This window comes from Streptomyces fulvorobeus, assembly GCF_013167895.1.
Lineage (GTDB): Bacteria > Actinomycetota > Actinomycetes > Streptomycetales > Streptomycetaceae > Streptomyces > Streptomyces fulvorobeus.
Genome location: NZ_BLWC01000001.1, coordinates 5,231,704 through 5,255,615 on the forward strand (window position 1 = coordinate 5,231,704; position 23,912 = coordinate 5,255,615).

Consider the following 23,912-nt stretch of genomic DNA (forward strand, 5'->3'; position numbering starts at 1 on the left):
CGAAATGTTCTCGAACTGTCGTGGGGGAAGGAGGGTTACGTTCGAATAAGGGTCACCGGGAAGGGGGGTGTGGATCAGACGGCGGGTGTCAGCTTCCGTACCCGGTCGGCGTCACAGGTGCGGGGGCAGGTGACGCAGGTGTCCTCGGGGCGCAGGGTGTAGAAGAGGCAGCAGCTGGCCCGGTCGCGGGTCGGCAGCGATTCGCCTTCCGGGCCGGTCAGCTCACGGAACCCGGCGGTGCCCACGTACGGCTTGGTGGTACCGGGGAGCAGCAGTTCCAGCTCCGCCATCGCCCGGCGCTCCTCGCCCAGCAGGTGAGCGATGTACCAGAGCCCTTCGACGATCTCGTCCGTCGCCATGCCCCACAGCGCCCGCCTGCCGCGCCGCATGCGCGGTCCGAAGCCGTCCAGCACCGGCCCGAGGTGTTCCGCGAGGGCGTCCAGCACCTCGGCGCGCAACGCCGTCTCGTCGGGGACGACCCGGGCGCCGGGCGACGCGGCCGCGGGGTCGCCCGGGAGGCAGGCGAACTCCCGCACCCGTACGGTCAGGTGCCCCAGCGCGCGCTGGAAGGAGACGTCCTGGACGGGCACGCGGGCACCCTGCGGTGCAGGAACCACGGCACGGTCACCAGCAGGCAGGCCGGCCAGGCGTAGCGGTGGAGTCCGAAACTGGCCACCACGTCCGGGCGGGCCCGCTGTCCGTAGTCCCGCAGTACCTGTGCGTCGTCCCAGGCGAGGAAGGTGTCCAGGGCGGCGCCGCCCGCGGCGAGCTCCGCCGCCCCCACCCAGCCGGTGCCGCAGGGCGCGGCCGTGTCCGGTGCGAGCACCTCGGCGCGCAGACCGGGGAAGACCTCGGCCAGACGGGCGTACGCGTCGGTGACGGAGGACGCGGCGGTGCCGGTGAACAGCGTGGAGAGGGTCATGCAGGGACCACCGAATCGGGATCGTTTGCAGGTAAGCCTTACCTTACCCGACCTGATCGATGTGTGAACTGGAGCCTCCTGCGCCTATCGTGCACACGGAGGCATGGCGCACGCGAGCCGAGCCCACGGCAGCCGAGGAGGTCCAGTGGAGCAGGGCAGTGCGCGCGAGGACGCCTGGCTGTCGTACGCGGCCCCGGCGGCCCCCCGGCCCCGTCGCCGGACCGGGTGCCCGCGCAGGCGCGCGGGGAGCACACCCACAACGAGCCGCCCGCCCCCGCGCGGTCCAGCGGCACTCGGTGCGCGGCCAGATCCTGGACGCCCTGCGGGCAGCCCTCGTCGACGGTGAGCTGGCCCCCGGCCAGGTGTACTCGGCCCCGGCGCTCGGGGCCCGCTTCGGCGTCTCCGCGACGCCCGTACGCGAGGCGATGCAGCAACTGGCCGTGGAGGGGGCCGTCGAGGTCGTACCGAACCGCGGCTTCCGGGTCAGTGAGCACGGGCCGCGCGAACTGGCGGAGCTGGCCGAGGTGCGGGCCCTCATCGAGATCCCCGTCATGCTGCGGCTCGCCCGTGCCGTCCCCGCGGGCCACTGGACGGCGCTGCGCCCCCTGGCCGACGCCACGGTGGCGGCGGCGGCCGTCGGGGACCGTGCGGGTTACGCGGAGAGCGACCGCGCCTTCCACCGGGCGGTCCTGGCGCTCTCCGGCAACGGACAACTGGTGCAGGTCGCCGACGACCTGCATCGCCGCTCCCAGTGGCCGCCGGCCGGCAACCCCGCCGCCCGCCGCGCCGACCTGCTCGCCGACGCCATGGAGCACACGGCGCTCCTCGACGCCCTGATCGCGCGGAACCTCGGCGTCGTGCAGTCGCTCGTGCGGGAGCACTTCACCGGCGCGGAGGGCTGACCGCCACGGTCACCTGACCCGCCAGGCTCCCGACCCCTCGCCGAACGCGGGGCCTGGTGCGGCAGCCCCGGTGCCAGTTGCGGGGCGAGCCAGGTGGGCACGCCGCCCAGCAGCCGGAAGAGCCGGCCCGCCTCGGCGCGCAGCCGGGCCGCCTCGGGTTCGGATTCCGCTTCGGCCAGGGACATCAGCGCGGGAGCCGTACCGACGAGATAGCCCAGCTCCTCCCTGATCCGCAGCGACTCCGTGAAGCCGTGCCGCGCCTCGGCCCGCTCGCCGTCGCGCAGGGCGAGCGAGGCGAGGTGGCGCCAGGTGAAGGAGAGCAGCAGCTCGTCCCCCTGGGCCGTGGCCCCCGCGTGCGCCCTGCGGTACGCGGCGCGGGCGGACTGCGGCGAATCGGCGATGTTCTGCGCGATCAGCCCCCGGCGGAAGTCCAGGAGGGGCCGGCCTGGCGCCGCCGGGGAGAGCAGGGCCGCGGCCCTGCTCAGGGCCACGCTGGCCTCGTCGGCCCGGTCCCGTACCCCCAGAAGCGTCGAGGCGTAGGCCAGGTGGCCGCGCTCGCAGGCCGCCGCCCCGCGCTCGGCGTCGCTCCGGGCCAGCGCCTCGGCGTTGCGCAGGGCGTCCTCGGCGTCCGTCCACCCCTGCGCGGTGTAGAGGCACCGCTCGGTCAGCAGCGCGGTCCGCTGGAGCGCGGCCGCCGGGTCGGTGGCCGCGTGCGGTTCGAGCAGAGCGGCCGCGTCCGTCCAGCAGGCGCGTGATCGCAGTCGCCATACCGCTGTCTGGAGCGGCGGATCGTCATCTGCTGTCGTTCCGGAACCAGACATGGCGGTATGCGCCACATTGCCCTCCCCGAGCACGCCATCGAGCTGTTGAGTGTGGGCGCATCTCAGCACGGAATGGCACGCCGGGCCAAGAGGTCCGGTCAATGTCAGGTGAAGGATTTCACAATCGACCGGCGCTCCACGCCGCCGTGCTACCCCAACGGGCGTCAGCTCATACGCAGCGCGAGGAAGAAGTCGAGCTTGTCCTCCAGGCGCGAAAGGTCACGTCCCGTCAACTGCTCGATCCGTCCGACGCGGTAGCGCAGTGTGTTGACGTGGAGGTGCAGCCGGGCCGCACAGCGGGTCCAGGAGCCGTCGCAGTCCAGGAACGCCTCCAGGGTGGGGATCAGTTCGGCCCGGTGGCGCGTGTCGTAGTCGCGCAGCGGGTCCAGCAGCCGGGCGGTGAACGCCCGGCGCACGTCGTCGGGGACGAAGGGCAGCAGCAGGACGTGCGAGGCCAGTTCGTGGTGCCCCGCCGCGCAGACCCGGCCCGGACGGGCCGCGGCGACCCGCCGGGCGTGCCGGGCCTCTTCCAAGGCGCCGCGCAGCCCCTCGGCCGAGTGCACCGCCGCGCTGACACCCAGTGTCAGACGACCGTCGTCCGCGAGTCCGGCGGAGAGCGGTTCCCGGACCGCGGCGAGCAGCACGTCGGCGTGCAGCACCGGGTCCGGCTCCCTGCCGGACGCCGCGCCGGCCCGCGCGGCGCCGGCGGTGTCGGCGGCGCCCTGGGCCGCCTCGGCGCCGGGTGCCGGGACGGCGGGCAGCGGTACCAGGGCGATGGCCTCGTCACCCGTGTGGGCGACCGCGATCCGGTCGGCCGAGTCGGGCCCCGTCACCGCCGGGTCGACCAGAATCTCCTCAAGCAGCGCCTGGGCGACCGGGCCGCCCGCCGCGCCGGGTGCGCCGTCGGCGGCCCATTCGACGCGGGCCACGACGACCTGCCAGTGCGGCGCGGAGCCGAGGCCGGGCAGCAGCACCGGGGCGGCGACCCGCAGGCGGGCCGCGATCTCGGTGGGGGCGGCGCCCGCCTGCACCAGTTCCAGGACCTCCTGGGCGACCCTGCGGCGTACCGTACGCGCCGCGTCGCGCCGGTCCCGCTCGACCGCGATCAGCTGGGTGACGCCCTGGAGCAGGTCGAGCCGGGCGGCCGGCCAGTCGCTCGCGTCGGCCTCGACCGCGAGGAACCAGTCGGAGAGCACCGTCTCACGGACGTCGCGGGAGGCCGGGACGGCGCCCCGGCCGGTGTTCCGGATCGGGAACAGCGAATACGTCGTACCGTCCACCGGCACACGGTGGGGCCCCCGGCGCCCGGTGCGGGTCGCGGCCAGGTGCAGTCCGGCAAGCGCCGGGCCGACCGGCCCGGGCAGCGGCTCCCCGGCCCCCGCGATCAGGCGGCCGGTGGGCGAGAGCACCCAGGCACGGAGATCCAGGTCGGAGGTGAGCAGATCGAGGACGACCTCCGGGCCGCCGCCCGCCGGCCCCGACGTCATCAGCCTGCGATGGCGGTCCACGACGGCGGCGAGGTCGCCCGCCCGCTCACCGGAGACCTGGCGCACCACGTGCTCGGTGATGGTTGCAAACGCCACGGTTTCGTTCACGGCGAAGAGTGGGAGGCGGTGGTGCCCGCACGCCTCGACCAGATCGGCGGGGACGGCGCCGAGCTCCGCCTCGCCCGCCGCGAGTCCGGCGACCCCGGCGCTCGCCAGAATACGGACGAACGGCTCGGAGTCCGTCGCGTCACGGCGCCAGGCCAGCCCCGTGAGCACCAGCTCGCCGCCGGAGAGATAGCGGCTGGGGTCGCGGAGGTCGGTCGTCATGACGCCGCGGACCGTGCGGTCCAGCTCGTCGTCGCCGCCGAGCAGCCGCAGGCCCAGCGCGTCGGTGTCCAGCAGTGCGCGCAGCCGCATCTCGTTGCCGCCGATCTCTCTCGTTGGTGCGGGGGACAGGTGCGGGGGATACCTGTGAGTTGCGGTGAGGTTTCTGATCCCCGTCATTCGTTCGAATCTACAAGACCAGGAAGGAGACCAGCCAACTCCTTCATGGTTTCGGTGACTGCACTGGCCTGATCCTGGCTTGTGTACTGGGTCACACACCGCATTAACAGCAGATGAACGACCAGTCGAGGGCCGGCCGTCCCCCAGCCCCAGCGAACGACCGATTGAGAAGAAGAGAGCCACTCATGGACTTCCTTCGCCCCGCCAGCTGGGAGGAGGCGCTCGCCGCCAAGGCCGAGCACCCGACGGCTGTGCCCATCGCGGGCGGCACCGATGTGATGGTCGAGATCAACTTCGACCACCGGCGGCCCGAGTACCTCCTGGACCTGAACCGCATCGGTGAGCTGACCGAGTGGCAGGTGGAACAGGACCACGTACGGCTCGGCGCCTCCGTCCCGTACAGCGCGATCATGGAGCACCTGCGGGCCGAGCTGCCCGGCCTGGCGCTCGCCTCCCACACCGTCGCCTCCCCGCAGATCCGCAACCGCGGCGGTGTCGGCGGCAACCTGGGCACCGCGTCGCCCGCCGGTGACGCCCACCCCGCGCTCCTCGCCGCGGGGGCCGAGGTCGAGGCCGAGTCCGTACGCGGAACCCGGATGATCCCCATCGACGACTTCTACACCGGCGTCAAGCGCAACGCCCTCGCACCCGACGAGCTGATCCGGGCCGTGCGCATCACGAAGGCCGACGGCCCCCAGCAGTACTCCAAGGTCGGTACGCGCAACGCGATGGTCATCGCCGTCTGCGCCTTCGGCCTCGCCCTGCACCCCGAGACCCGTACGGTCCGCACCGGCATCGGCTCGGCCGCCCCGACACCCGTCCGGGCGAAGGCGGCCGAGGACTTCCTGAACGCCGCGCTCGACGAGGGCGGATTCTGGGAGAGCGGCAGGATCATCACGCCCTCGGTGGCCAAGCAGTTCGCGGAGCTCGCCTCCGGGGCCTGCAACCCCATCGACGACGTGCGCGGCACGGCGAAGTACCGCAGGCACGCGGTCGGCATCATGGCCCGACGCACGCTGGGCTGGACCTGGGAGCAGTACCGCGGCGCCGGCCGCACCCTCGAAGGAGCTGCGTAACCATGCGAGTCAATTTCACGGTCAACGGACGTCAGCAGGAAGCCGACGACGTCTGGGAGGGCGAGTCCCTCCTGTACGTCCTGCGCGAGCGCATGGGCCTGCCAGGATCGAAGAACGCCTGCGAGCAGGGCGAGTGCGGTTCCTGCACGGTGCGCCTGGACGGAGTGCCGGTGTGTTCCTGCCTCGTCGCCGCCGGGCAGGTGGAGGGCCGCGAGGTCGTCACCGTCGAGGGCCTCGCGGACTACGCCAGGCACCGCGAGGACGCCCACCCGGGCGGAGGCTGCGCCTCCGGCGCCTGCGGTACGGCCCTCGACGCCGCCAAGCGCTGGCAGGCCAAGCCCGCCGACGGGCAGAGCGGCGAGGCCGCCGAGCTCTCACCGGTCCAGCAGGCGTTCATCGACGCGGGCGCGGTCCAGTGCGGTTTCTGCACCCCCGGCCTGCTGATCGCCGCCGACGAACTGCTGGAGTCCCACCCCTCACCCTCCGACCAGGACATCCGCGAGGCCCTCTCCGGCAACCTCTGCCGGTGCACGGGCTACGAGAAGATCCTCGACGCGGTCCGCCTGGCGGCGGCCCGTCAGGAAGAGACGGTCTGAGAACCATGGCGCATACACCGCGAGTCGCCTCCGCCCCGGCCGGCACTCCCACCAACATCTCCCAGGGCACGAAGACCAGGGGCGGAATCGGCGAGTCCACGCTGCGCCCCGACGGCACCCTGAAGGTCACCGGCGAGTTCGCCTATTCCTCGGACATGTGGCACGAGGACATGCTGTGGGGCCACACGCTCCGCTCCACAGTCGCCCACGCGGAGATCAGGTCGATCGACATCGGCGAGGCCGTCGCGATGCCCGGTGTGTACGCCGTGCTGACCTACGACGACCTGCCGGCCGCGATGAAGAACTACGGCCTGGAGATCAAGGACACCCCGGTCCTCGCCCACGGCAAGGTCCGCCACCACGGTGAGCCGGTCGCCCTCGTGGCCGCCGACCACCCGGAGACCGCGCGCCGCGCCGCCGCGAAGATCAGGATCGACTACGTCGAGCTGCCGGTCATCACGGACGAGGCGTCCGCGACCGCCCCCGACGCGATCCTGGTCCACGAGGGCCGCGACGACAGCCACATGGGCCACGTGCCCCACCCGAACATCGTCCACCGTCAGCCGATCATCCGCGGCGACGCGGACGAAGCGGCGAAGCGGGCGGACTTCGTCGTCAGGGGCGAGTACACCTTCGGCATGCAGGACCAGGCGTTCCTCGGCCCGGAGTCCGGCCTCGCCGTGCCCTCCGAGGACGGCGGCGTGGAGCTGTACGTCGCCACCCAGTGGCTGCACTCGGACCTGGAACAGATCGCCCCCGTCCTCGGCCTGCCCGAGGAGAAGGTGCGCATGACGCTCTCCGGCGTCGGCGGTGCCTTCGGCGGCCGCGAGGACATCTCGATGCAGATCCACGCCTGCCTCCTGGCGCTGCGCACCGGCAAGCCGGTCAAGATCGTCTACAACCGCTTCGAGTCCTTCTTCGGCCATGTGCACCGCCACCCGGCGAAACTCCACTACGAGCACGGCGCCACCAAGGACGGCAAGCTCACGCACATGAAGTGCAGGATCGTCCTGGACGGCGGCGCCTACGCGTCGGCCTCCCCGGCGGTCGTGGGCAACGCCTCGTCCCTGTCGGTCGGCCCGTACGCGATCGAGGACGTCGACATCGAGGCGATCGCCCTCTACACCAACAACCCCCCGTGCGGCGCGATGCGCGGCTTCGGAGCCGTCCAGGCGTGCTTCGCCTACGAGGCCCAGATGGACAAGCTCGCCGACAAGGTGGGCATGGACCGGGTCGAGTTCCGCCAGCTCAACGCCATGGAGCAGGGCACCCTCCTGCCGACCGGCCAGCCCTGCGACTCGCCGGCCCCGGTCGCCGAGCTGCTCCGGCTGGTCAAGGCCCGCCCGATGCCGCCCGAGCGCCAGTGGCTCGCCGCCGACGCGGAAGGCAGCACCGTCGACGTACGCGCCCTGCCCGGCGGACTCTCCAACACCACCCACGGCGAAGGCGTCGTACGCGGGGTCGGCTACGCGGTCGGCCTGAAGAACGTCGGCTTCTCCGAGGGCTTCGACGACTACTCCACCGCCCGGGTGCGGATGGAGGTCATCAACGGCGAGGCGGTCGCCACCGTGCACACCGCGATGGCCGAGGTCGGCCAGGGCGGCGTCACCGTGCACGCCCAGATCGCCCGTACCGAGCTCGGCGTCAGCCAGGTCACCATCCAGCCGGCCGACACCCGGGTCGGCTCGGCCGGATCGAGCTCCGCCTCCCGCCAGACGTACGTGACCGGCGGCGCCGTGAAGAACTCCTGCGAAGCCGTCCGGGAGAAGGTGCTGGAGCTCGGCCGCCGCAAGTTCGGCTCCTACCACCCGGCCTGGGCCACCGCCGAACTCCTCCTGGAGGGCGGCAAGGTCGTCACCGACGGCGGCGAGGTGCTGGCCGACCTGGTCGACGTACTGGAGGACGAGGCGTTCGACATCGAGCTGGAGTGGCGCCACCGGCCCACCGAGCCGTTCGACCTGCGGACCGGCCAGGGCAACGGCCACGTCCAGTACTCCTTCGCCGCCCACCGCGCGGTCGTCGAGGTCGACACCGAGCTCGGCCTGGTCAAGGTCATCGAACTGGCCTGCGCCCAGGACGTCGGCAAGGCGCTCAACCCGCTCTCCGTCCTCGGGCAGATCCAGGGCGGTACGACCCAGGGCCTCGGCATCGCCGTCATGGAGGAGATCCTCGTCGATCCGAAGACCGCGAAGGTGCGCAACCCGTCCTTCACGGACTACCTGATCCCCACCATCCTCGACACCCCGACCATCCCGGTCGACGTGCTCGAACTCGCCGATCCGCACGCCCCGTACGGGCTCCGCGGCATCGGTGAGGCCCCCACCCTGTCGTCCACCCCGGCCGTCCTCGCGGCGATCCGGAACGCGACGGGCCTGGAGCTGAACAGGACGCCGGTCCGCCCCGAGCACCTCACCGGCACCTGACCGGGCTCCCACGAACTCTCCGGGCGGCGCGGGTGCCGTGAACGTCACACTTCCCCGCGTACCGCACCGCCCGGAGACACCGGGTACCGCACCGCTCGCGGTCCTCGTACCGCCTCAGTACCTCTGTACCTGCACGAACAGTTCGCCTCGGGCCGTCCCCCGGGTGTGCTGCCGCCGCAGCTATCCCAAATCCCGCAATCACCTCTCTCCACGCGGGTGCCCCTGTGAACCTTGGGAGTCAGGCACCATGACCCAGCAGTCAGTGGAGCCCAGGACCGGTGCGGAGGACGCGGGCCACGGCTCGCGCGTCCCCGCCGGACGGTCCTGGCTCGACCGGTACTTTCACATATCCGACAGAGGATCGACCGTCGCGCGTGAGATGCGCGGGGGCACCACCACCTTCATGGCGATGGCGTACATCCTCCTTCTCAACCCGCTGATCCTCGGCGGCAAGGACGTGGACGGCAATCTCCTCAGCCAGCCCGGCCTGATCACCGCGACGGCTCTCGCCGCCGCCGCGACGACCCTGCTGATGGGCTTCGTCGGCAAGGTCCCGCTGGCCCTCGCCGCCGGACTCAGCGTCTCCGGAGTACTCGCCGGGCAGGTCGCCCCGGCCATGACCTGGCCGCAGGCCATGGGCATGTGCGTGATCTACGGTGTGGTGATCTGCCTCCTGGTGGTCACCGGCCTCCGCGAGCTGATCATGAACGCGATCCCGCTCGCACTGAAGCACGGCATCACCATGGGCATCGGCCTGTTCATCGCCCTGATCGGCCTCTACAAGGCCGGCTTCGTCCACCAGGGCGCCGTGACACCCGTATCCCTCGGCCCCGCCGGTGAACTCGCCGGCTGGCCCGTCCTGATCTTCTGCGTGACCCTGCTGCTCATCTTCATGCTCCAGGCCCGCAACATCCCCGGCGCGATCCTCATCGGGATCGCCGCGGGCACGGTCCTCGCGATCGTCATCAACGCGATCGGCGACATCCCCGCCACGTCCTGGAGCAGCGGCCCGCCCGAGCTCAGCGGGAGCGCGGTCTCCGCGCCGGACTTCTCCCTCTTCGGAGACGTGGAGTTCGGCGGCTGGGGCGACGTCGGCGTGATGACCGTCGGCATGATCGTCTTCACCCTCGTGCTGGCCGGCTTCTTCGACGCCATGGCCACCATCATCGGTGTCGGTACGGAAGCCAGGCTGGCCGACGACAAGGGCCGGATGCCCGGCCTCTCCAAGGCACTCTTCATCGACGGCGCAGGCGGTGCCATCGGCGGTGTCACCGGAGGCTCCGGCCAGACCGTCTTCGTCGAGTCGGCCACGGGTGTCGGGGAGGGTGCCAGGACCGGACTCGCCTCCGTCGTCACCGGGCTGTTCTTCGCCGCCTGCCTCTTCTTCACCCCGCTGACCGCGATCGTGCCGACCGAGGTGGCGTCCGCCGCCCTCGTCGTCATCGGCGCCATGATGATGCAGAACGCCCGGCACGTGGACTGGGGTGACCGTTCCGTCGCCATCCCGGTCTTCCTCACGGTCGTCCTGATGCCCTTCACCTACACCATCACCACCGGTGTGGCGGCAGGCGTCATCTCGTACACCGCCATCAAGCTCGCGCAGGGCAGGGCCCGCGAGGTCGGGGCCTTCATGTGGGGGCTGACGGTGATCTTCATCGTCTACTTCGCGCTCAACCCCATCGAGAGCTGGCTGGGCGTCCACTGACGCCCGCCCCGTCCGCACCCCGCCTAAGGAGACACGCCATGCTGGACATCGCCGAAGAGCTGCACCGGTGGGTCGGGCAGGGACGCGAGTTCGCCGTCGCCACCGTGGTGGCGGTCGGCGGCAGCGCGCCCCGGCAGCCGGGCGCCGCCCTCGCGGTCGACCGTGACGGCACGGCGATCGGATCGGTCTCGGGCGGATGTGTGGAGGGCGCGGTGTACGAGCTGTGCCGACAGGCCCTCGACGACGGCAGAACCGTCCGCGAGCGGTTCGGCTACAGCGACGAGGACGCCTTCGCGGTCGGTCTGACCTGCGGCGGCGTCATCGACATCCTGGTCACCCCGGTGCGCGCGCACGATCCCGCGCGCCCGGTGCTCGCCGCCGCGCTCGCGGCCGCCGCGGCGGGGGCGGCGGCCGCGGTCGCCCGGGTCACCGAAGGGCCCGCCGAACTGCTCGGCCGGCCCCTCCTCGTCCACCCCGGCGGGGCGTACGAGGGCGGGCTCGGCGGACATCCCGAGCTCGACCGCACGGTGGTGGCCGAGGCCCGCGCGATGCTGGACACGGGCCGCACCGGCACTCTGGTCATCGGGGCGGAGGGCTCGCGGTGCGGGACGCCCGTCACCCTGCTCGTGGAGTCGAGCGTCCCGCCGCCCCGGATGATCGTGTTCGGGGCGATCGACTTCGCCTCGGCGCTGGTCCGGGCCGGCAGGTTCCTCGGCTACCGGGTCACCGTCTGCGACGCCCGGCCGGTCTTCGCCACCCGGGCCCGCTTCCCGGAGGCCGACGAGATCGTCGTCGACTGGCCCCACCGCTACCTCGCGGCCACCGAGGTGGACGCGCGCACGGTGCTCTGCGTCCTCACGCACGACGCCAAGTTCGACGTACCGCTGCTCGAAGCGGCCCTCAAGCTCCCCGTCGCCTACGTCGGCGCCATGGGCTCGCGCCGCACTCACCTGGACCGCAACGAACGGCTGCGCGAGGTGGGGGTCACCGAAGCCCAGCTGGCGCGGCTGCACTCACCTATCGGCCTCGACCTCGGAGCCCGTACGCCCGAGGAGACCGCCCTGTCGATCGCCGCCGAGATCGTCGCCGAGCGGCGCGGCGGCAGCGGGCGCCCGCTCACCGGCGCCCACACCCCGATCCACCACGAGGGCGGTCCCTCGCTCGCCTCGGTGGCCTGAACCATCCTCCCGCTCCTGGTCCTTCCTCCGGAGCCACCTCCGCGCACCACCGGTGGGGGCGTGCGGTTGGATGGTGCCATGAGCGTTCACGACGTCGCCCGTCACCTGCCTGGGATATCAGCCCTCAGCGACCTCTGCCGTGCCATGGCGATGCTGGACGCGATCCTGTGCCCCGAGTGGGCGGACCGGTGGCACAGCTACGACGCCCGGTGGTCCGGGTCGGGCGGACAGCCGCTGGAGCTGGCCTCCATGCGCAACGGGTCGGGCGACGCGTACTCGATCGTCTTCTCGCCCGCCGGGGCGTACGTCCGGGGTTTTGACCACGAGTCGCCGATGAGCCCGTACGTCGACGACGCGCTGTGGCCCGGGGTGCTCGACGACGTACCGCCGGTCTTCCTGCCCTTCGTGTCGGAGCCGTCCTTCGGCGACGAGGCGGGCGTGCCGCTCGTGACGGCGTGTCTGTGGCGCCGGACCACGGACAGCGCGTGGTGCACGGGGGACATCGACTTCCCCGAGGAGGGGGACACCGCGGACGGGGCGGACTACGTGTTCCAGCTCCTGGTCGCCGGTACCCCGGACGCCTACCTCGAATGGGCCGAGGACTACTACGAGGTCACCCTCGACCCGGCCGCCGTGCGCCATGTGTACGCCCTCAGGCCGCTCACCGCCGAGGTGGTCGCGGCCCTCAACCCGGAGATCACCCTCGCGGACCTGGCCGACGACATCGAGGAGACCGGCTACCCGGTCGGTGGGTGAAGGCGACTGATCCGAGGCCCGGGAGACCCTGCCGGTCAGCGGCGCGTGAGCCACGCGGGGGAGAGGGGAGCCTGGCCGCGTTCGACGCCCAGGCCGGTGGAGTCACCGTCGCGCCCGTACATCGGCACCGTGTGCCGTACCGTTCCGCCGCGAGGCCCGCGTGGGGCCCCCGCCCGGCCGGCGTGTCACCCGTCCGGGCGCCGCACGGGATTCGCACACCTGGTCGTCCCCCCACCGCACGGGGGAACGCGAGGCGGCCCACGGCCCGTGAAGGCGTATAAAGGGTCCCTCCCAAGCAGCCGGCGCCCCCGATGGCCTTGTCCCCACCCCACGCGGCCGGCGTCACCGCGTACGACAGCGGAGGAGCGCCCCATGAGCACCTCGCAAGAGATCACCACCCTGCTGGTGACGGAGTTCGGTACCGACCCCCTCGCCATCCGCCCCGAAGTGCCGCTCCGCCAACTGCGCCTGGACTCACTGGCGCTGGAGGAGCTGCGACTGCTGATCGAGGACCGCATGGACATCGATCTTGAAGACGTCGCGCTCACCTCGCGGGACACCGTGGGCGAGCTCGTCGCGGCCGTGCACGGAAAGGTCACCGCGTGACGGCCCGCGGGGCCGCGTCACCGTGGGGCAGGCCGCCCCTTGAGCCGTTCGCCGCCGCCGTCACCGGCATCGGCCTGGTCACCGCTGCGGGCGTCGGCGCGGACGCCGCCTGGCAGGGGGTCTGCGATCCCGCGGCCCTGCCCTCCGTCGGGTACCGGCCCGAACTCGACGGTCTGCCCTGCGACTTCATGTACACCGTCCCCGGCCTGGACACCCGGGCCGTGCTGGGCGTCGCCGCCCAGCGGCTGATGGACCGTTTCTCGCAGCTCGCGGTGGTCGCCGCCCGGGAGGCCGTCGCCGACGCCGGACTCGGCCCCGAGGTCTGGGACAGCGGCCGGGTCGCCGTCGTCATCGGCTCCGCGCACGGCGGGCTGCCCTTCTACGACGGACAGCACACCGCCCTCGCCGAGCGCGGCGCGCGGCGGGTCTCCCCCAAACTCGCCCCGCTCACCGTCGTCAACGGCGCCGCGAGCAGCGTCGCCATGGACCTCGGCGTGCACGGACCGAGCCAGGCCGTCTCCACGGCCTGCTCGTCCGGCACCGTCGCCATCGGCACCGCCCACCAGATGCTCCGTACCGGGGCCTGCGACATCGTCGTGGCGGGCGGCGCCGAATCGGTCTGCTGCCGGCTGCTGTTCGCCAGCGCCTGCCAGATGAAGGCCGTCTCCACCCGCCGCGACGACCCGGGCGCGGCCTGCCGCCCCTTCGACATCCACCGGGACGGTTTCGTCGTCGGCGAGGGCGCGGGGCTCCTCGTCATGGAGCACCCCGGTCACGCCCGGGCCCGCGGCGCCGCGGTCCGCGCGCACGTCGCCGGTTACGGAGCCTCCAGTGACGCGCACTCGGCCGTCGCCCCCGACCCGGACGGCCTCGGCATCGAGCGGGCGCTGCGCACCGCGCTGGCGGACGCGGGGCTGGTCGCGGCGGACATCGGCCACGTCAACGCCCACGGCACCTCGACCGTCGCCAACGACCTCATCGAGGCGACCATGCTCCACCGGGTGCTCGGCGAGCGCCCCCTCGTCACCTCGACCAAGGCCAGGACCGGGCACACACTCGGTGCGGCGGGCGGCATCGAGGCCGCGCTGACCGTCCTCGCGCTCCAGCACCAACTGGTGCCGCCCACCGCCAACCTCGACTCACCCGACCCCCGGATTCCCGTCGACGTGGTGAGCAAGGAGGCCAGGCCGGGCGTCTTCGACTGCGCGGTCAAGACCTCGCTCGGCTTCGGCGGCCACAACGCGGCGCTCGTCCTCACCAAGTGACCGGCGGAACGACCACCGCCTCCGAGGAGATCACCCGGTCCCTGACGGGGAACGGACCCCGCTACGGCTACCGCGTCCTGGAGCACCGCCCGGACTTCTCCGGCGTGCCCGCGCCGGCCTTCGCGGGGGAACAGACAGCACCGGGTGTCCTGCCGCACCGGGACCGGGCCGCGCACGACGTGACGGTGTCGCGCGCGGCCCGGTGAGGTGCCGGCTCAGCCCTTGTTGACCTGCATCCGGACGATCTGCGGGTCGTGGTCGCTCGCCTGGTCGGCGAACTCGGCGTTGATGTGCACCACGTCGTAGTCGAAGCGGGTCACGGCAGGGCTGGTCAGGATGTGGTCCAGCGTCTGCGAGTTGCCGTCGAACACATAGCTGTACTGCTCGCCCTCGGGCAGCGTCGTGATGAGCGGCTTGAGCACCCGGCCACTGGTCAGCGCGTCCATCGTCGGGGAGAACGCGAAGTCGTTGAGGTCCCCGAGCGTCACCACGCGGGCCGAACGGTCCGCTGCCAGCAGCGACTTGACGAAGGTGTTGACCTCCGCGGCCTGCCGCACCCGCTTGGTCTCGGAACCGCGCACCGGCTCCTGGTTGCGGCCGTGCAGAGGCTGGTCACCGCCCTTGGACGTGAAGTGGTTGGCGATGACGAAGACGGGCTTCCCGTGGAAGCGGAACTCGCCGACCAGCGGCTTGCGGCTGTCCTCCCACGCGCTGCTCGTCGGAGTGATCCGCCCGGGCGACACCGAGAGCGTGGCGCCCTTCTTCGTGTCCACCACCGTCACGGGCGTGGTCGCGTCACCGCCGGCACGGTCCACGAAGTCGACCCGCTCGGGGTTGAAGAGGAAGACGTTACGGATGTTGCCACCCGGCTCCCCGCCGTCCTGGCCGTCCTCGGGGGCGACGTAGCGCCATGCGTACCGCGGGCCGCCCGCCGCGACGATCGCGTCGGTGAACCGCTTCAGCGTCGCGTCGGAGCCGACCGAGCCGTCCGCGACCGGGCCGTTGTCGTCCTGGATCTCCTCGAGCGACAGCACGTCGGGTGAGGAGAGGTTCACGGCGACACCCGCGGCGAGCGTGTCGAACTTCCCCTGGTCGTCGAGCGCGTCCAGGTTCTCCACGTTGTACGTGGCCACGGCGAGCTCGTTGCCGCGCTGCGGGCGGGTGACCTCGCGCCGCAGGTGGTTGTCGGTGAGCGTGCCGAGCTCGGTGGCCTGGAGGTTGTAGCCGCCGAAGGAGGCGTAGTCCATGACACCGGTCGTGGTGCCGGACAGCACGTCGCCCACGTCCGCGACCGGAACGGGCCGGGCGGCGTCGAGCGACAGCACCTTGATGCGGCCGGTGTTCTGGTCGGTGTACGAGGCGTAGAGCGTGCCACCGCGCACGGTCGGCCGCTCCTCGGGCTTGACGGTGACCCAGATCTCGTCGTACTGGGTGGTCGCCCCGGTGATACGGGTGTCCGCGATCCGCACCCGGGTGCCTTCGAGGGACTCGTACAGGTCCAGGGCGTACGCCGCCGGGTCGAGGGGCAACGCCTCGATCGAGCCGCCGTTCGCCGTGGGCGCGTAGGCGTCCGGCACGGAGGCCGCGTCGAGGACGACCGGCGCGGGCAGCGCGTTGCCCGAGGAGAGCACGGTGGTCTTCGGAGCGGTGAGCTGGGTGAGGGACTGGGCGGTCGCGGCCGGGTAGTACTCGGCCACCTTTCCGCTGACCAGCACCGAGTCGCCCACGGCCACGGCGGGTGCGGAGCCGCCGGTGTGGACGAACAGCCCTTCGCCGGTACGGGCGTCGGCGTCCGGAGCGGTGTCCTGTATCCAGAACCCGCGCGAACCGGAGGTCCGTACCGCGGTGACGACGCCGGGGACGCCGGTCACCGACTGCCCGGCCAGCGGTGAGAGCCGGGTGGTGCCCTGGATGTCGTGCACGCGGACGGTGCCGGGCTCGCCCGGGCCGCCGGGGCCGGGGCCCGTGCCGCCGGACGTCTCGCCCGCCGCGTTGACCGGGCCGGGCGTGCCGGCCGAGAGGTCGGCGGCGTTGTCGTCGGTGTCGGCCAGGGCCGTGCCGCGCGCCACGGAGGCGGTGGCGGACGCGCCGGTCACCGGGGAGCCCTCGCGCACGACGGCGGAGCCGTAGCCCACGAGGTCCACGATCCTGGAGTCGGCGGCGCAGTCGGCAGCCGTCCTGCAGGTCAGCGGAGTGGTGCCGGAGACGAGTGCGACGGTGCCACCGGAGGCCGACATGGCGACCGTGCCCGTCGCGTCAGCCGTCGGCAGCGCCACGGTGCCGCCCGTGCCGGCGGCCTGGGCGACGAGGTAGCGGCCACCGGGCGCGATGGACCCGGTGAGTGCCGAGACCTGCCACAGCGAACCGGCGGACGGAGTGGCCGGAAGGTACTGCACGCTGAAGCCCGCGAGGCCGTAGGGAACGGACCCGGCGTTGGCCAGCTCGATGAAGTCCCGGGTGAGCGTGGCACCCGAGTTGCCGCCGCCGCCGTAGACCTCGGAGACCACGGCGGTCGGGGACGGGGCCGCGAAGGCGGCAGGCAGAGCGGTCACCGAGAGGGTGACGGCGACGGCTCCCGCGAGCAGAGCGGAACCGTGTCTGGATATGTGCACGTGTGGAGCCCCCAACTGTGTAGTGAGAGCAAAAGCTATGCGCGTAGAACGAGCGTGACAAGACACCGGAGGTTAATTCCGCGCATCGCGGCGGGGTTCTGCCCGGGGCTGTGTCCCGGCCAGGTGCGCCGAACAGCCCGACCGGGGAACACGCCCTAGGGTGCGAGACATGGCAGAGAGCGCGGCGCGTGCGGGAAAGGGCTCCGGCCCGGGTGCGGCGGCCGCCGGTTCCGGCGTCCCCGACCCCCGCCGCTGGAAGGCGCTCGCCGTCTGCCTGGTGGCCGGATTCATGACGCTGCTGGACGTCTCCATCGTCAACGTGGCGCTGCCGTCCATCAGGGAGGGCCTCGACACGCCCGAGTCGGATCTCCAGTGGGTGCTGTCCGGCTACGCGCTGGCCTTCGGTCTCTTCCTCATCCCGGCGGGGCGCCTCGGCGACGCCCGGGGGCGGCGGGCGGTGTTCATGGTGGGGCTCGCGCTGTTCACGCTCGCCTCCGCCGCCTGCGGTGCCGCCCGGTCCAGCCTCTGGCTGGTGATCGCCCGGCTGGTCCAGGGCGTCGCGGGCGGACTGGTCTCCCCGCAGATCTCCGCGCTCATCCAGCAGATGTTCCCCGGCCGGGAGCGGGGCCGGGCCTTCGGCATGTTCGGCACGGTGGTCGGCGTCTCGACGGCGGTCGGCCCACTTCTCGGCGGCCTCCTGATCCAGGTGGCCGGGACGGCCGAGGGCTGGCGCTGGGTGTTCTACGTCAATCTGCCGATCGGTGCCGTCTGCCTCCTGCTGGCTCGGCGCCTGCTCCCGGACACCCCGTCCGCCGCCCCGGTGCGGGCGCGTGACCTCGACCCGGTCGGCGTCCTGCTCCTCGGCGCGGGCGTGCTGGCCCTGCTGCTGCCGTTCGTGCAGACCCAGCAGTGGCCGGGCAACGGCAGATGGCTGCTCCTGCCCCTGGCCGCGGCGCTGCTCGCCGCATTCGCCGGCTGGGAGTCCCGGTGCGGCGGGCGGGCCACGCAGCCGGTCCTGAACCTCTCGCTCTTCCGGCTGCGGTCCTACGGGCTCGGCTGCCTGCTGGGCCTGCTGTACTTCGCGGGTTTCACCTCGATCTTCTTCGTCACCACGCTCTACCTCCAGTCCGGCCGGCACTACACCGCCCTCCAGGCGGGGTTCGCCCTCACCCCGTTCGCCCTGGGCTCCGCGCTCGCAGCCGGCATCGGCGGACGGCTGGTGGGCCGCTTCGGCCGGCCCCTGGTCGTCGTCGGTCTCACGATGGTGGCGGCCGGCATCGCACTCACCGCGTTCGCCGTGCACCTGGTCCCGGGCGCCGGCGCGGGATGGGCCATGGCCGCCCCCTGCTGCTGGCCGGCCTCGGCAGCGGCCTGGTCATCGCGCCCAACCAGACCCTCACCCTCTCCGAGGTACCGGTGGCCACGGCGGGCAGCGCCGGCGGCGCGCTCCAGACCGGCCAGCGCGTCGGGTCCGCCCTCGGGATCGCCGCCGTAGGGTCGGTGTTCCTCGCCCAGGTGGGACCGGACGGCTGGGCCACCGCGTACGACCACGGGCTCCTCGTCTCGGTCGCCTTCGTCCTGGCGGGTCTGATCGTGGCACTCGCCGATGTGGGAACCACCCGACGGGGCAGGAAACGTACACAGGAGTACGTCGACGCAGGGAGGGCCGAGGCATGAACCACGACAAGGGCGAGGGCGCGGGCACCGAAGGGAACACCACCCACGGGCACAAGCCCTTCAAACGGTCCCGCAGTCACTTTCCGGACCGCGTCACGGCGGACGGCCGGGACGGCTGGCCGGTGGAGGCGGGCCGCTACCGGCTGGTCGTCAGCCGTGCCTGCCCCTGGGCGAGCCGCGCCCTGGTGTCCCGGCGCCTCCTGGGCCTGGAGGGCGCCCTGTCGCTCGCCGTCGCCGATCCGGTCCAGGACGACCGCAGCTGGCGCTTCACCCTGGACGAGGGCGGCAGGGACCCGGTCCTCGGCATCCGCTTCCTGAGCGAGGCGTACGACGCACGGGAACGCGACTACCCGGGCGGAGTGAGTGTGCCCGCGATCGTGGACGTACCGAGCGGCCGGCTCGTCACCAACGACTACCAGCAGCTCACCCTGGACCTCGCCACCGAGTGGTCCGCACTGCACAGGGAAGGTGCCCCCGACCTCTACCCCGAACCGCTCCGCGAGGAGATCGACGAGGTCATGGAGGGGATCTACCGGGACGTCAACAACGGTGTGTACCGGGCCGGATTCGCCAGTGGCCAGGAGGAGTACGAAGCCGCGTACACCGACGTGTTCCGCCGCCTCGACCTGGTGTCCGAACGCCTCGCGGGCCGCCGCTACCTGGTGGGGGACACCATCACGGAGGCGGACATCCGGCTGTTCACGACGCTGGTGCGCTTCGACGCCGTCTACCACGGCCACTTCAAGTGCAACCGCTCGAAGCTCTCCGAGGACCCCGTCCTGTGGGCCTACGCCCGCGATCTCTACCAGACGCCCGGATTCGGTGACACGGTCGACTTCGACCACATCAAGCAGCACTACCACCGGGTGCACACGGGCATCAATCCGACCGGGATCGTGCCGCTCGGCCCCGACCTGTCCGGCTGGCTCACCCCGCACCACCGGGAGCAGCTGGGCGGCCGCCCGTTCGGCGACGGCACCCCCCCGGGGCCGGTGCCGGGCGACGAGGAGATCCCGGCACGAGGACGTCCCTGACCCGGACCCCGGGCCCTGAGCCCGCCTCTCCATCCAGGGGAGGACTCCGATCGCGGACCGAAGCTGTCCGCAAGCCCGCGTAGCGTGCCGTACATAGCCGCGAAGACGAATCCTCCCGTGCTCTCCAGCCGTGCGCTCAACCGCGCCACCCTGGAGCGCCAGCTGCTCCTGCACCGTGACCCCATGGGTGTGAGGGAGGCGGTCGGCCACCTCCTGGGGCTCCAGGCGCAGAATCCCAGGCCGCCGTACCACCAGCTCCACGCCCGTCTCGAAGGTTTTCGGCCCGCGGCACTCTCGGAGCTGATGGAATCCCGCGAGCTGGTGCGGATCGTCACCCTCCGCTCCACCATCCACACCCACACGGCCGACGACGCACTCACTCTGCGCCCCCTCGTCCAGGCCGCGCGCGAACGGGAACTGAACATCTTCCGGGCCGGACTCGTCGGCGTGGACCTCGACCGGCTCGCGGTGATCAGCAGGGAGCTCGTCGAGGAGAGCCCCCGCACGATGAAGGAGCTGCGGGAGACTCTGCTCGGCCACTGGCCGGACGCCGACCCGCAAGCGCTGGCGGTCGCCGCCCGCTGCCGGCTGCCCCTCGTCCAGGTCACCCCGCGCGGGCTCTGGGGTCGCAGCGGCCAGGTCGCGCTGACGACCGCCGAACACTGGCTCGGCCGCCCCTCGGAGCCCGTGCCCGCCCCCGACGCGACCGTTCTGCGGTATCTGGCCGCCTTCGGGCCCGCCTCCGTGCGGGACATGCAGGCGTGGGCCGGACTGACCCGGCTGCGGGAGGCGTTCGAGCGGCTGCGGCCCCGGCTCCTCACCTTCCGCGACGAGAACGGCGTCGAGCTCTTCGACCTCCCCGACGCACCGCGCCCGGACCCGGACACCCCGGCCCCGCCGCGCTTCCTCCCGGAGTTCGACAACGTGCTGCTCGGCCACGCCGACCGCACCCGTCTCATCCCGCCCGCGTACAAGGGACGCAACGGCAAGGGGAACCAGACGTACGGGAGCCTGCTCGTGGACGGATTCCTCGCCGCGGTCTGGCGGCTGGAAAACGCCGGGGACACCGCCGTCGTCAGGGTCCAGCCACTCGGCCGGCTCAGCGGCGCGGAACGGGAGGAGATCACCGGGGAGGCCGTGCGGATGCTGTCGGTGATGACGGAGGCGACCGCGTACGGCGTCCGGTTCGCCCCGTTCATCGACTTCGGGTAGCGCCTTCCGCCCGGACCGGCCCTACGGGAGCGGGACCGCCGACGGGATCAGGCGGCCTCGGTGATGTCGGAGCCGAGAGCCTGGGTGGCCGCGGCCCACTCGATCAGCAGCACCTCGTACGCGGCGGACTCCACCGACGACCAGTCCTCTCCGGCCCGGGCGTCCACCAGTGCGCGTATGGCCTCGTTCGCCTCGGCGGCGGACGAGCTCGTCCGCCGCGCGACGGGCGCGGCGGGTGGGGGGCTGGAGGGGCGTGGAAGCCGAGGAGTTAAGGCCATGCGCTCACTTTACGTCTCACCACCGACAACGCACCGAACATATGGGCGCGGTGTGACGGACGTGACTGCTTATCGCCCCCGGCCGCGCGGCGGGGTCACGCCCCGGTACTGATCAGTTCGTCCGCCGGGCCGTTCACCGGCTGCGGTGTGCCCGTGAGGTCCATGACGAACAGCGGCAGCCCGAGGCCGTCCGCGCGCTGCCTGGCGTCCGGGGCGTATCCGGCGAGGGAGAAGAGGACCCCGGCGACCGAGGCGTTCAGCGCGTTCAGCCAGAGGCACTCGACATCCCGCACGACGGTCGGCGTGGTGGCGGTGTCGACCTGCGAGATCAGCCCGGTGGCGCGGATGTCGATCCGGGAGGCGGGGCGCTCCCGGGCCTGCACCACCTCGCGGTAGCCCAGCCACGACAGATAGAGCGCGGCGGCCGCGACCGCGTCGCGTGCGGTGCGGATCGTCATCGGCCGGAAGGCGGGGCGCGGGTGGGCGGCCGTGCGCGGCAGCGGGATGTGGGAGGGCCCGGGCGGGGGAGGGGCGCTTGCCGCCAGCGGACGGACCGGTATGCGGAGCACCGTCCCGCACGGGCAGCACAGCTCCGGATACGGCCACTGGTCGCGGCGCCCGCAGACGGTGCAGCGTACGGCGACCCAGTCGTCGTTCCACGTGCGGTGGGTGATGCGCTCCGCCGGGGCTCCGCGCAGCAGGCGCGGGGCGGTCGGGGCGCCGCACGGGCACGGGTAGACGGGTGTGATGTACGCGTGATCGCGACGGCAGACCGGGCAGCGCACCGGCACGGACTCCACGACGGTCTCCCCCTCCGCTCCCCTGCTGCTCTCCTCCCATGGTCTACCAGGAGCGAGGTTCCAGGGGGCGAGTTGGCGTACTTGCCTCCCTTGACTGCCGCCCGGGCCGCACTTTAGATTGATTCCGTATAGCAGAACTAAATTTCCGTAATGCGGAATTGGTGCTCTCAGGTGGCGCGACAGAGCCCGACTCCACCAAATCCGAGCAGGAGCACTCAATGAGTCGTATGACCGCTGCCCGAGCGGCAGTTGAGATCCTCAAGCGCGAAGGCGTGACGAACGCGTTCGGCGTGCCGGGTGCGGCGATCAACCCGTTCTACGCCGCCCTCAAGGCGTCCGGTGGGGTGCACCACACCCTCGCCCGGCACGTCGAGGGCGCGTCCCACATGGCCGAGGGGTACACCCGCGCCGCCGCGGGGAACATCGGCGTCTGCATCGGTACGTCGGGGCCCGCGGGCACCGACATGATCACCGGCCTGTACTCCGCTGCCGCCGACTCCATCCCGATCCTGTGCATCACCGGCCAGGCCCCGACCGCGGTCCTCCACAAGGAGGACTTCCAGGCGGTCGACATCGCGTCGATCGCCAAGCCGGTCACCAAGGCCGCCACGACGGTCCTGGAGGCCGCGCAGGTCCCCGGCGTCTTCCAGCAGGCGTTCCAGCTGATGCGCTCCGGCCGTCCGGGCCCCGTCCTCATCGACCTGCCGATCGACGTCCAGCTCACCGAGATCGAGTTCGACCCCGAGCTGTACGAGCCGCTGCCGGCGAACAAGCCCGCCGCGTCCCGCAAGCAGATCGAGCGCGCGATCGAGATGCTCAACGCGTCCGAGCGGCCGCTGCTCGTCGCGGGCGGCGGCGTCATCAACGCCGACGCCTGCGAGCTCCTGGTGGAGTTCGCGGAACTGACCGGCGTCCCGGTCGTCCCCACCCTGATGGGCTGGGGCATCATCGCCGACGACCACGAGCTCAACGCGGGCATGGTCGGCCTCCAGACCTCGCACCGCTACGGCAACGCGAACTTCCTGGAGTCGGACTTCGTCCTCGGCATCGGCAACCGCTGGGCCAACCGGCACACCGGCAAGCTGGACGTCTACACGAAGGGCCGCACGTTCGTCCACGTCGACATCGAGCCCACCCAGCTGGGCAGGATCTTCGCCCCGGACCTCGGCATCGCGTCCGACGCGAAGGCGGCGCTGGAGCTCTTCGTGGAGGTGGCGCGGGAGTTGAAGGCGGCAGGCACGCTGAAGGACCGCTCGGCCTGGGCGGCGTCCACGCAGGAGCGCAAAGCGACGCTCCAGCGCCGTACGCACTTCGACAACGTGCCGCTGAAGCCGCAGCGCGTGTACGAGGAGATGAACCGGGCGTTCGGTCCCGAGACCCGCTACGTCACGACCATCGGGCTCTCGCAGATCGCGGGCGCGCAGATGCTGCACGTGTTCAGGCCCCGCCACTGGATCAACTGCGGCCAGGCCGGCCCGCTCGGCTGGACGCTGCCGGCCGCGCTGGGTGTCGCCACGGCGGAGCCGGAGGCCCAGGTCGTCGCGCTGTCGGGCGACTACGACTTCCAGTTCATGATGGAGGAGCTGGCGGTCGGCGCGCAGCACAACATCCCGTACGTGCACGTCCTGGTGAACAACTCCTACCTGGGGCTCATCCGGCAGGCGCAGCGCAACTTCGACATCGACTTCCAGGTCAACCTGGAGTTCGAGAACGTCAACTCCCCCGAGCTGGGCGTCTACGGCGTGGACCACGTCAAGGTCGTCGAGGGCCTGGGCTGCAAGGCGATCCGGGTGACGGAGCCGGACCAGCTGCTCCCGGCGTTCGAGGAGGCGAAGAAGCTGGCGGCGGAGTACCGGGTGCCGGTGGTGGTCGAGGCGATCCTGGAGCGGGTCACGAACATCGCGATGAGCGGTACGGACATCGCGTCGGTCAACGAGTTCGAGGACGTGGCGACGGAGCCGGAGCACGCGCCGACGGCGATCCGCCCGCTGACGGTCTCCTGACCGCACACGGACGGACGGCCCCCTCCCGGAGTGCCAGGGGAGGGGGCCGTCGCGT

At 72.1% G+C, this 23,912-nt stretch carries 16 protein-coding genes and 4 pseudogenes; 14 read left to right on the forward strand and 6 right to left on the reverse strand.

The window, feature by feature from the left end; genetic code table 11:
- Window positions 1-74: 74 nt before the first annotated feature.
- Window positions 75-922, reverse strand: a pseudogene (locus Sfulv_RS23475) ((2Fe-2S)-binding protein).
- Between the two features lie 145 nt (window positions 923-1,067).
- On the opposite strand from Sfulv_RS23475, the pseudogene Sfulv_RS23480 reads away from it, so the two are divergent.
- A pseudogene (locus tag Sfulv_RS23480) lies at window positions 1,068-1,824 on the forward strand (GntR family transcriptional regulator).
- Window positions 1,825-1,865: 41 nt separating this feature from the next.
- Here Sfulv_RS23480 and Sfulv_RS23485 read toward each other — a convergent pair.
- Window positions 1,866-2,645, reverse strand: a pseudogene (locus Sfulv_RS23485) (hypothetical protein); the annotation flags it as partial.
- A gap of 164 nt (window positions 2,646-2,809) precedes the next feature.
- Complete coding sequence (locus Sfulv_RS23490) at window positions 2,810-4,549, reverse strand: PucR family transcriptional regulator ligand-binding domain-containing protein (RefSeq protein ID WP_173318153.1); 1,740 nt, start codon at window positions 4,547-4,549, stop codon at window positions 2,810-2,812.
- A gap of 272 nt (window positions 4,550-4,821) precedes the next feature.
- Between Sfulv_RS23490 and Sfulv_RS23495 the strand changes: the two genes are divergently transcribed.
- The 9 genes from Sfulv_RS23495 (at window position 4,822) to Sfulv_RS23535 (ending at window position 14,447) form a co-directional block, all read left to right on the forward strand.
- Complete coding sequence (locus Sfulv_RS23495; RefSeq protein WP_173316503.1) at window positions 4,822-5,712, forward strand: FAD binding domain-containing protein; 891 nt, start codon at window positions 4,822-4,824, stop codon at window positions 5,710-5,712.
- Between the two features lie 2 nt (window positions 5,713-5,714).
- Window positions 5,715-6,308 carry a (2Fe-2S)-binding protein gene (locus Sfulv_RS23500; RefSeq protein WP_173316504.1) on the forward strand — a complete coding sequence of 198 codons (594 nt, stop codon included), beginning with the start codon at window positions 5,715-5,717 and terminating at the stop codon, window positions 6,306-6,308.
- A gap of 5 nt (window positions 6,309-6,313) precedes the next feature.
- Window positions 6,314-8,731 carry a xanthine dehydrogenase family protein molybdopterin-binding subunit gene (locus tag Sfulv_RS23505; RefSeq protein WP_173316505.1) on the forward strand — a complete coding sequence of 806 codons (2,418 nt, stop codon included), beginning with the start codon at window positions 6,314-6,316 and terminating at the stop codon, window positions 8,729-8,731.
- A 247-nt stretch (window positions 8,732-8,978) separates the two neighbouring features.
- A complete protein-coding gene (locus Sfulv_RS23510; RefSeq protein WP_173316506.1) occupies window positions 8,979-10,436 on the forward strand; it encodes an NCS2 family permease in 1,458 nt (485 codons plus the stop codon).
- A gap of 38 nt (window positions 10,437-10,474) precedes the next feature.
- The gene (locus tag Sfulv_RS23515) at window positions 10,475-11,614 is read left to right on the forward strand and encodes an XdhC family protein (RefSeq protein WP_173316507.1); all 1,140 of its coding nucleotides are present in this window, start codon (window positions 10,475-10,477) and stop codon (window positions 11,612-11,614) included.
- Window positions 11,615-11,692: 78 nt separating this feature from the next.
- Window positions 11,693-12,370 (forward strand): hypothetical protein, encoded by a 678-nt coding sequence (locus Sfulv_RS23520; RefSeq protein WP_173316508.1) that lies wholly within the window; start codon window positions 11,693-11,695, stop codon window positions 12,368-12,370.
- 372 nt (window positions 12,371-12,742) lie between these two features.
- Window positions 12,743-12,976, forward strand: coding sequence for an acyl carrier protein (locus Sfulv_RS23525; protein WP_173316509.1), 234 nt, complete (start codon window positions 12,743-12,745; stop codon window positions 12,974-12,976).
- Window positions 12,973-14,241, forward strand: a complete 1,269-nt coding sequence (locus tag Sfulv_RS23530) for a beta-ketoacyl-[acyl-carrier-protein] synthase family protein (RefSeq protein WP_173316510.1) — start codon at window positions 12,973-12,975, stop codon at window positions 14,239-14,241. The genes Sfulv_RS23525 and Sfulv_RS23530 overlap by 4 nt, the downstream gene beginning before the upstream one ends.
- The gene (locus Sfulv_RS23535) at window positions 14,238-14,447 is read left to right on the forward strand and encodes a hypothetical protein (RefSeq protein ID WP_173316511.1); all 210 of its coding nucleotides are present in this window, start codon (window positions 14,238-14,240) and stop codon (window positions 14,445-14,447) included. Before Sfulv_RS23530 ends, Sfulv_RS23535 begins: the two co-directional genes overlap by 4 nt.
- A gap of 9 nt (window positions 14,448-14,456) precedes the next feature.
- Here the strand turns inward: Sfulv_RS23535 and Sfulv_RS23540 are convergent, their stop codons facing one another.
- Window positions 14,457-16,853, reverse strand: a complete 2,397-nt coding sequence (locus tag Sfulv_RS23540) for a DUF8508 domain-containing protein (RefSeq protein ID WP_173316512.1) — start codon at window positions 16,851-16,853, stop codon at window positions 14,457-14,459.
- Between the two features lie 169 nt (window positions 16,854-17,022).
- Here Sfulv_RS23540 and Sfulv_RS23545 point away from each other — a divergent pair.
- From Sfulv_RS23545 to Sfulv_RS23555, 3 genes and pseudogenes are all read left to right on the forward strand, one after another.
- A pseudogene (locus Sfulv_RS23545) lies at window positions 17,023-18,530 on the forward strand (MFS transporter).
- Entirely contained in the window at window positions 18,527-19,564 is a 1,038-nt protein-coding gene (locus tag Sfulv_RS23550) for a glutathione S-transferase family protein (RefSeq protein ID WP_173316513.1), read from the forward strand. Before Sfulv_RS23545 ends, Sfulv_RS23550 begins: the two are co-directional and overlap by 4 nt.
- Window positions 19,565-19,657: 93 nt before the next feature.
- Window positions 19,658-20,776, forward strand: a complete 1,119-nt coding sequence (locus Sfulv_RS23555) for a winged helix DNA-binding domain-containing protein (protein WP_173318155.1) — start codon at window positions 19,658-19,660, stop codon at window positions 20,774-20,776.
- Window positions 20,777-20,823: 47 nt separating this feature from the next.
- Here the strand turns inward: Sfulv_RS23555 and Sfulv_RS23560 are convergent, their stop codons facing one another.
- On the reverse strand, window positions 20,824-21,054 hold the full coding sequence (locus tag Sfulv_RS23560) for a hypothetical protein (RefSeq protein ID WP_173316514.1): 231 nt from the start codon (window positions 21,052-21,054) through the stop codon (window positions 20,824-20,826).
- Between the two features lie 95 nt (window positions 21,055-21,149).
- A complete protein-coding gene (locus tag Sfulv_RS23565) occupies window positions 21,150-21,854 on the reverse strand; it encodes a hypothetical protein (RefSeq protein WP_173316515.1) in 705 nt (234 codons plus the stop codon).
- 227 nt (window positions 21,855-22,081) lie between these two features.
- On the opposite strand from Sfulv_RS23565, the gene gcl reads away from it, so the two are divergent.
- On the forward strand, window positions 22,082-23,857 hold the full coding sequence (gcl, locus tag Sfulv_RS23570; protein ID WP_173316516.1) for a glyoxylate carboligase: 1,776 nt from the start codon (window positions 22,082-22,084) through the stop codon (window positions 23,855-23,857).
- Window positions 23,858-23,912 lie beyond the last annotated feature (55 nt).

Coding starts and splice junctions, on each gene's coding strand:
- Sfulv_RS23490 (WP_173318153.1), bottom strand. CDS start 4,549: ATGCGGCTGCGCGCACTGCTGGACACCGACGCGCTGGGCCTGCGGCTG.
- Sfulv_RS23495 (WP_173316503.1), top strand. CDS start 4,822: ATGGACTTCCTTCGCCCCGCCAGCTGGGAGGAGGCGCTCGCCGCCAAG.
- Sfulv_RS23500 (WP_173316504.1), top strand. CDS start 5,715: ATGCGAGTCAATTTCACGGTCAACGGACGTCAGCAGGAAGCCGACGAC.
- Sfulv_RS23505 (WP_173316505.1), top strand. CDS start 6,314: ATGGCGCATACACCGCGAGTCGCCTCCGCCCCGGCCGGCACTCCCACC.
- Sfulv_RS23510 (WP_173316506.1), top strand. CDS start 8,979: ATGACCCAGCAGTCAGTGGAGCCCAGGACCGGTGCGGAGGACGCGGGC.
- Sfulv_RS23515 (WP_173316507.1), top strand. CDS start 10,475: ATGCTGGACATCGCCGAAGAGCTGCACCGGTGGGTCGGGCAGGGACGC.
- Sfulv_RS23520 (WP_173316508.1), top strand. CDS start 11,693: ATGAGCGTTCACGACGTCGCCCGTCACCTGCCTGGGATATCAGCCCTC.
- Sfulv_RS23525 (WP_173316509.1), top strand. CDS start 12,743: ATGAGCACCTCGCAAGAGATCACCACCCTGCTGGTGACGGAGTTCGGT.
- Sfulv_RS23550 (WP_173316513.1), top strand. CDS start 18,527: ATGAACCACGACAAGGGCGAGGGCGCGGGCACCGAAGGGAACACCACC.
- Sfulv_RS23560 (WP_173316514.1), bottom strand. CDS start 21,054: ATGGCCTTAACTCCTCGGCTTCCACGCCCCTCCAGCCCCCCACCCGCC.
- gcl (WP_173316516.1), top strand. CDS start 22,082: ATGACCGCTGCCCGAGCGGCAGTTGAGATCCTCAAGCGCGAAGGCGTG.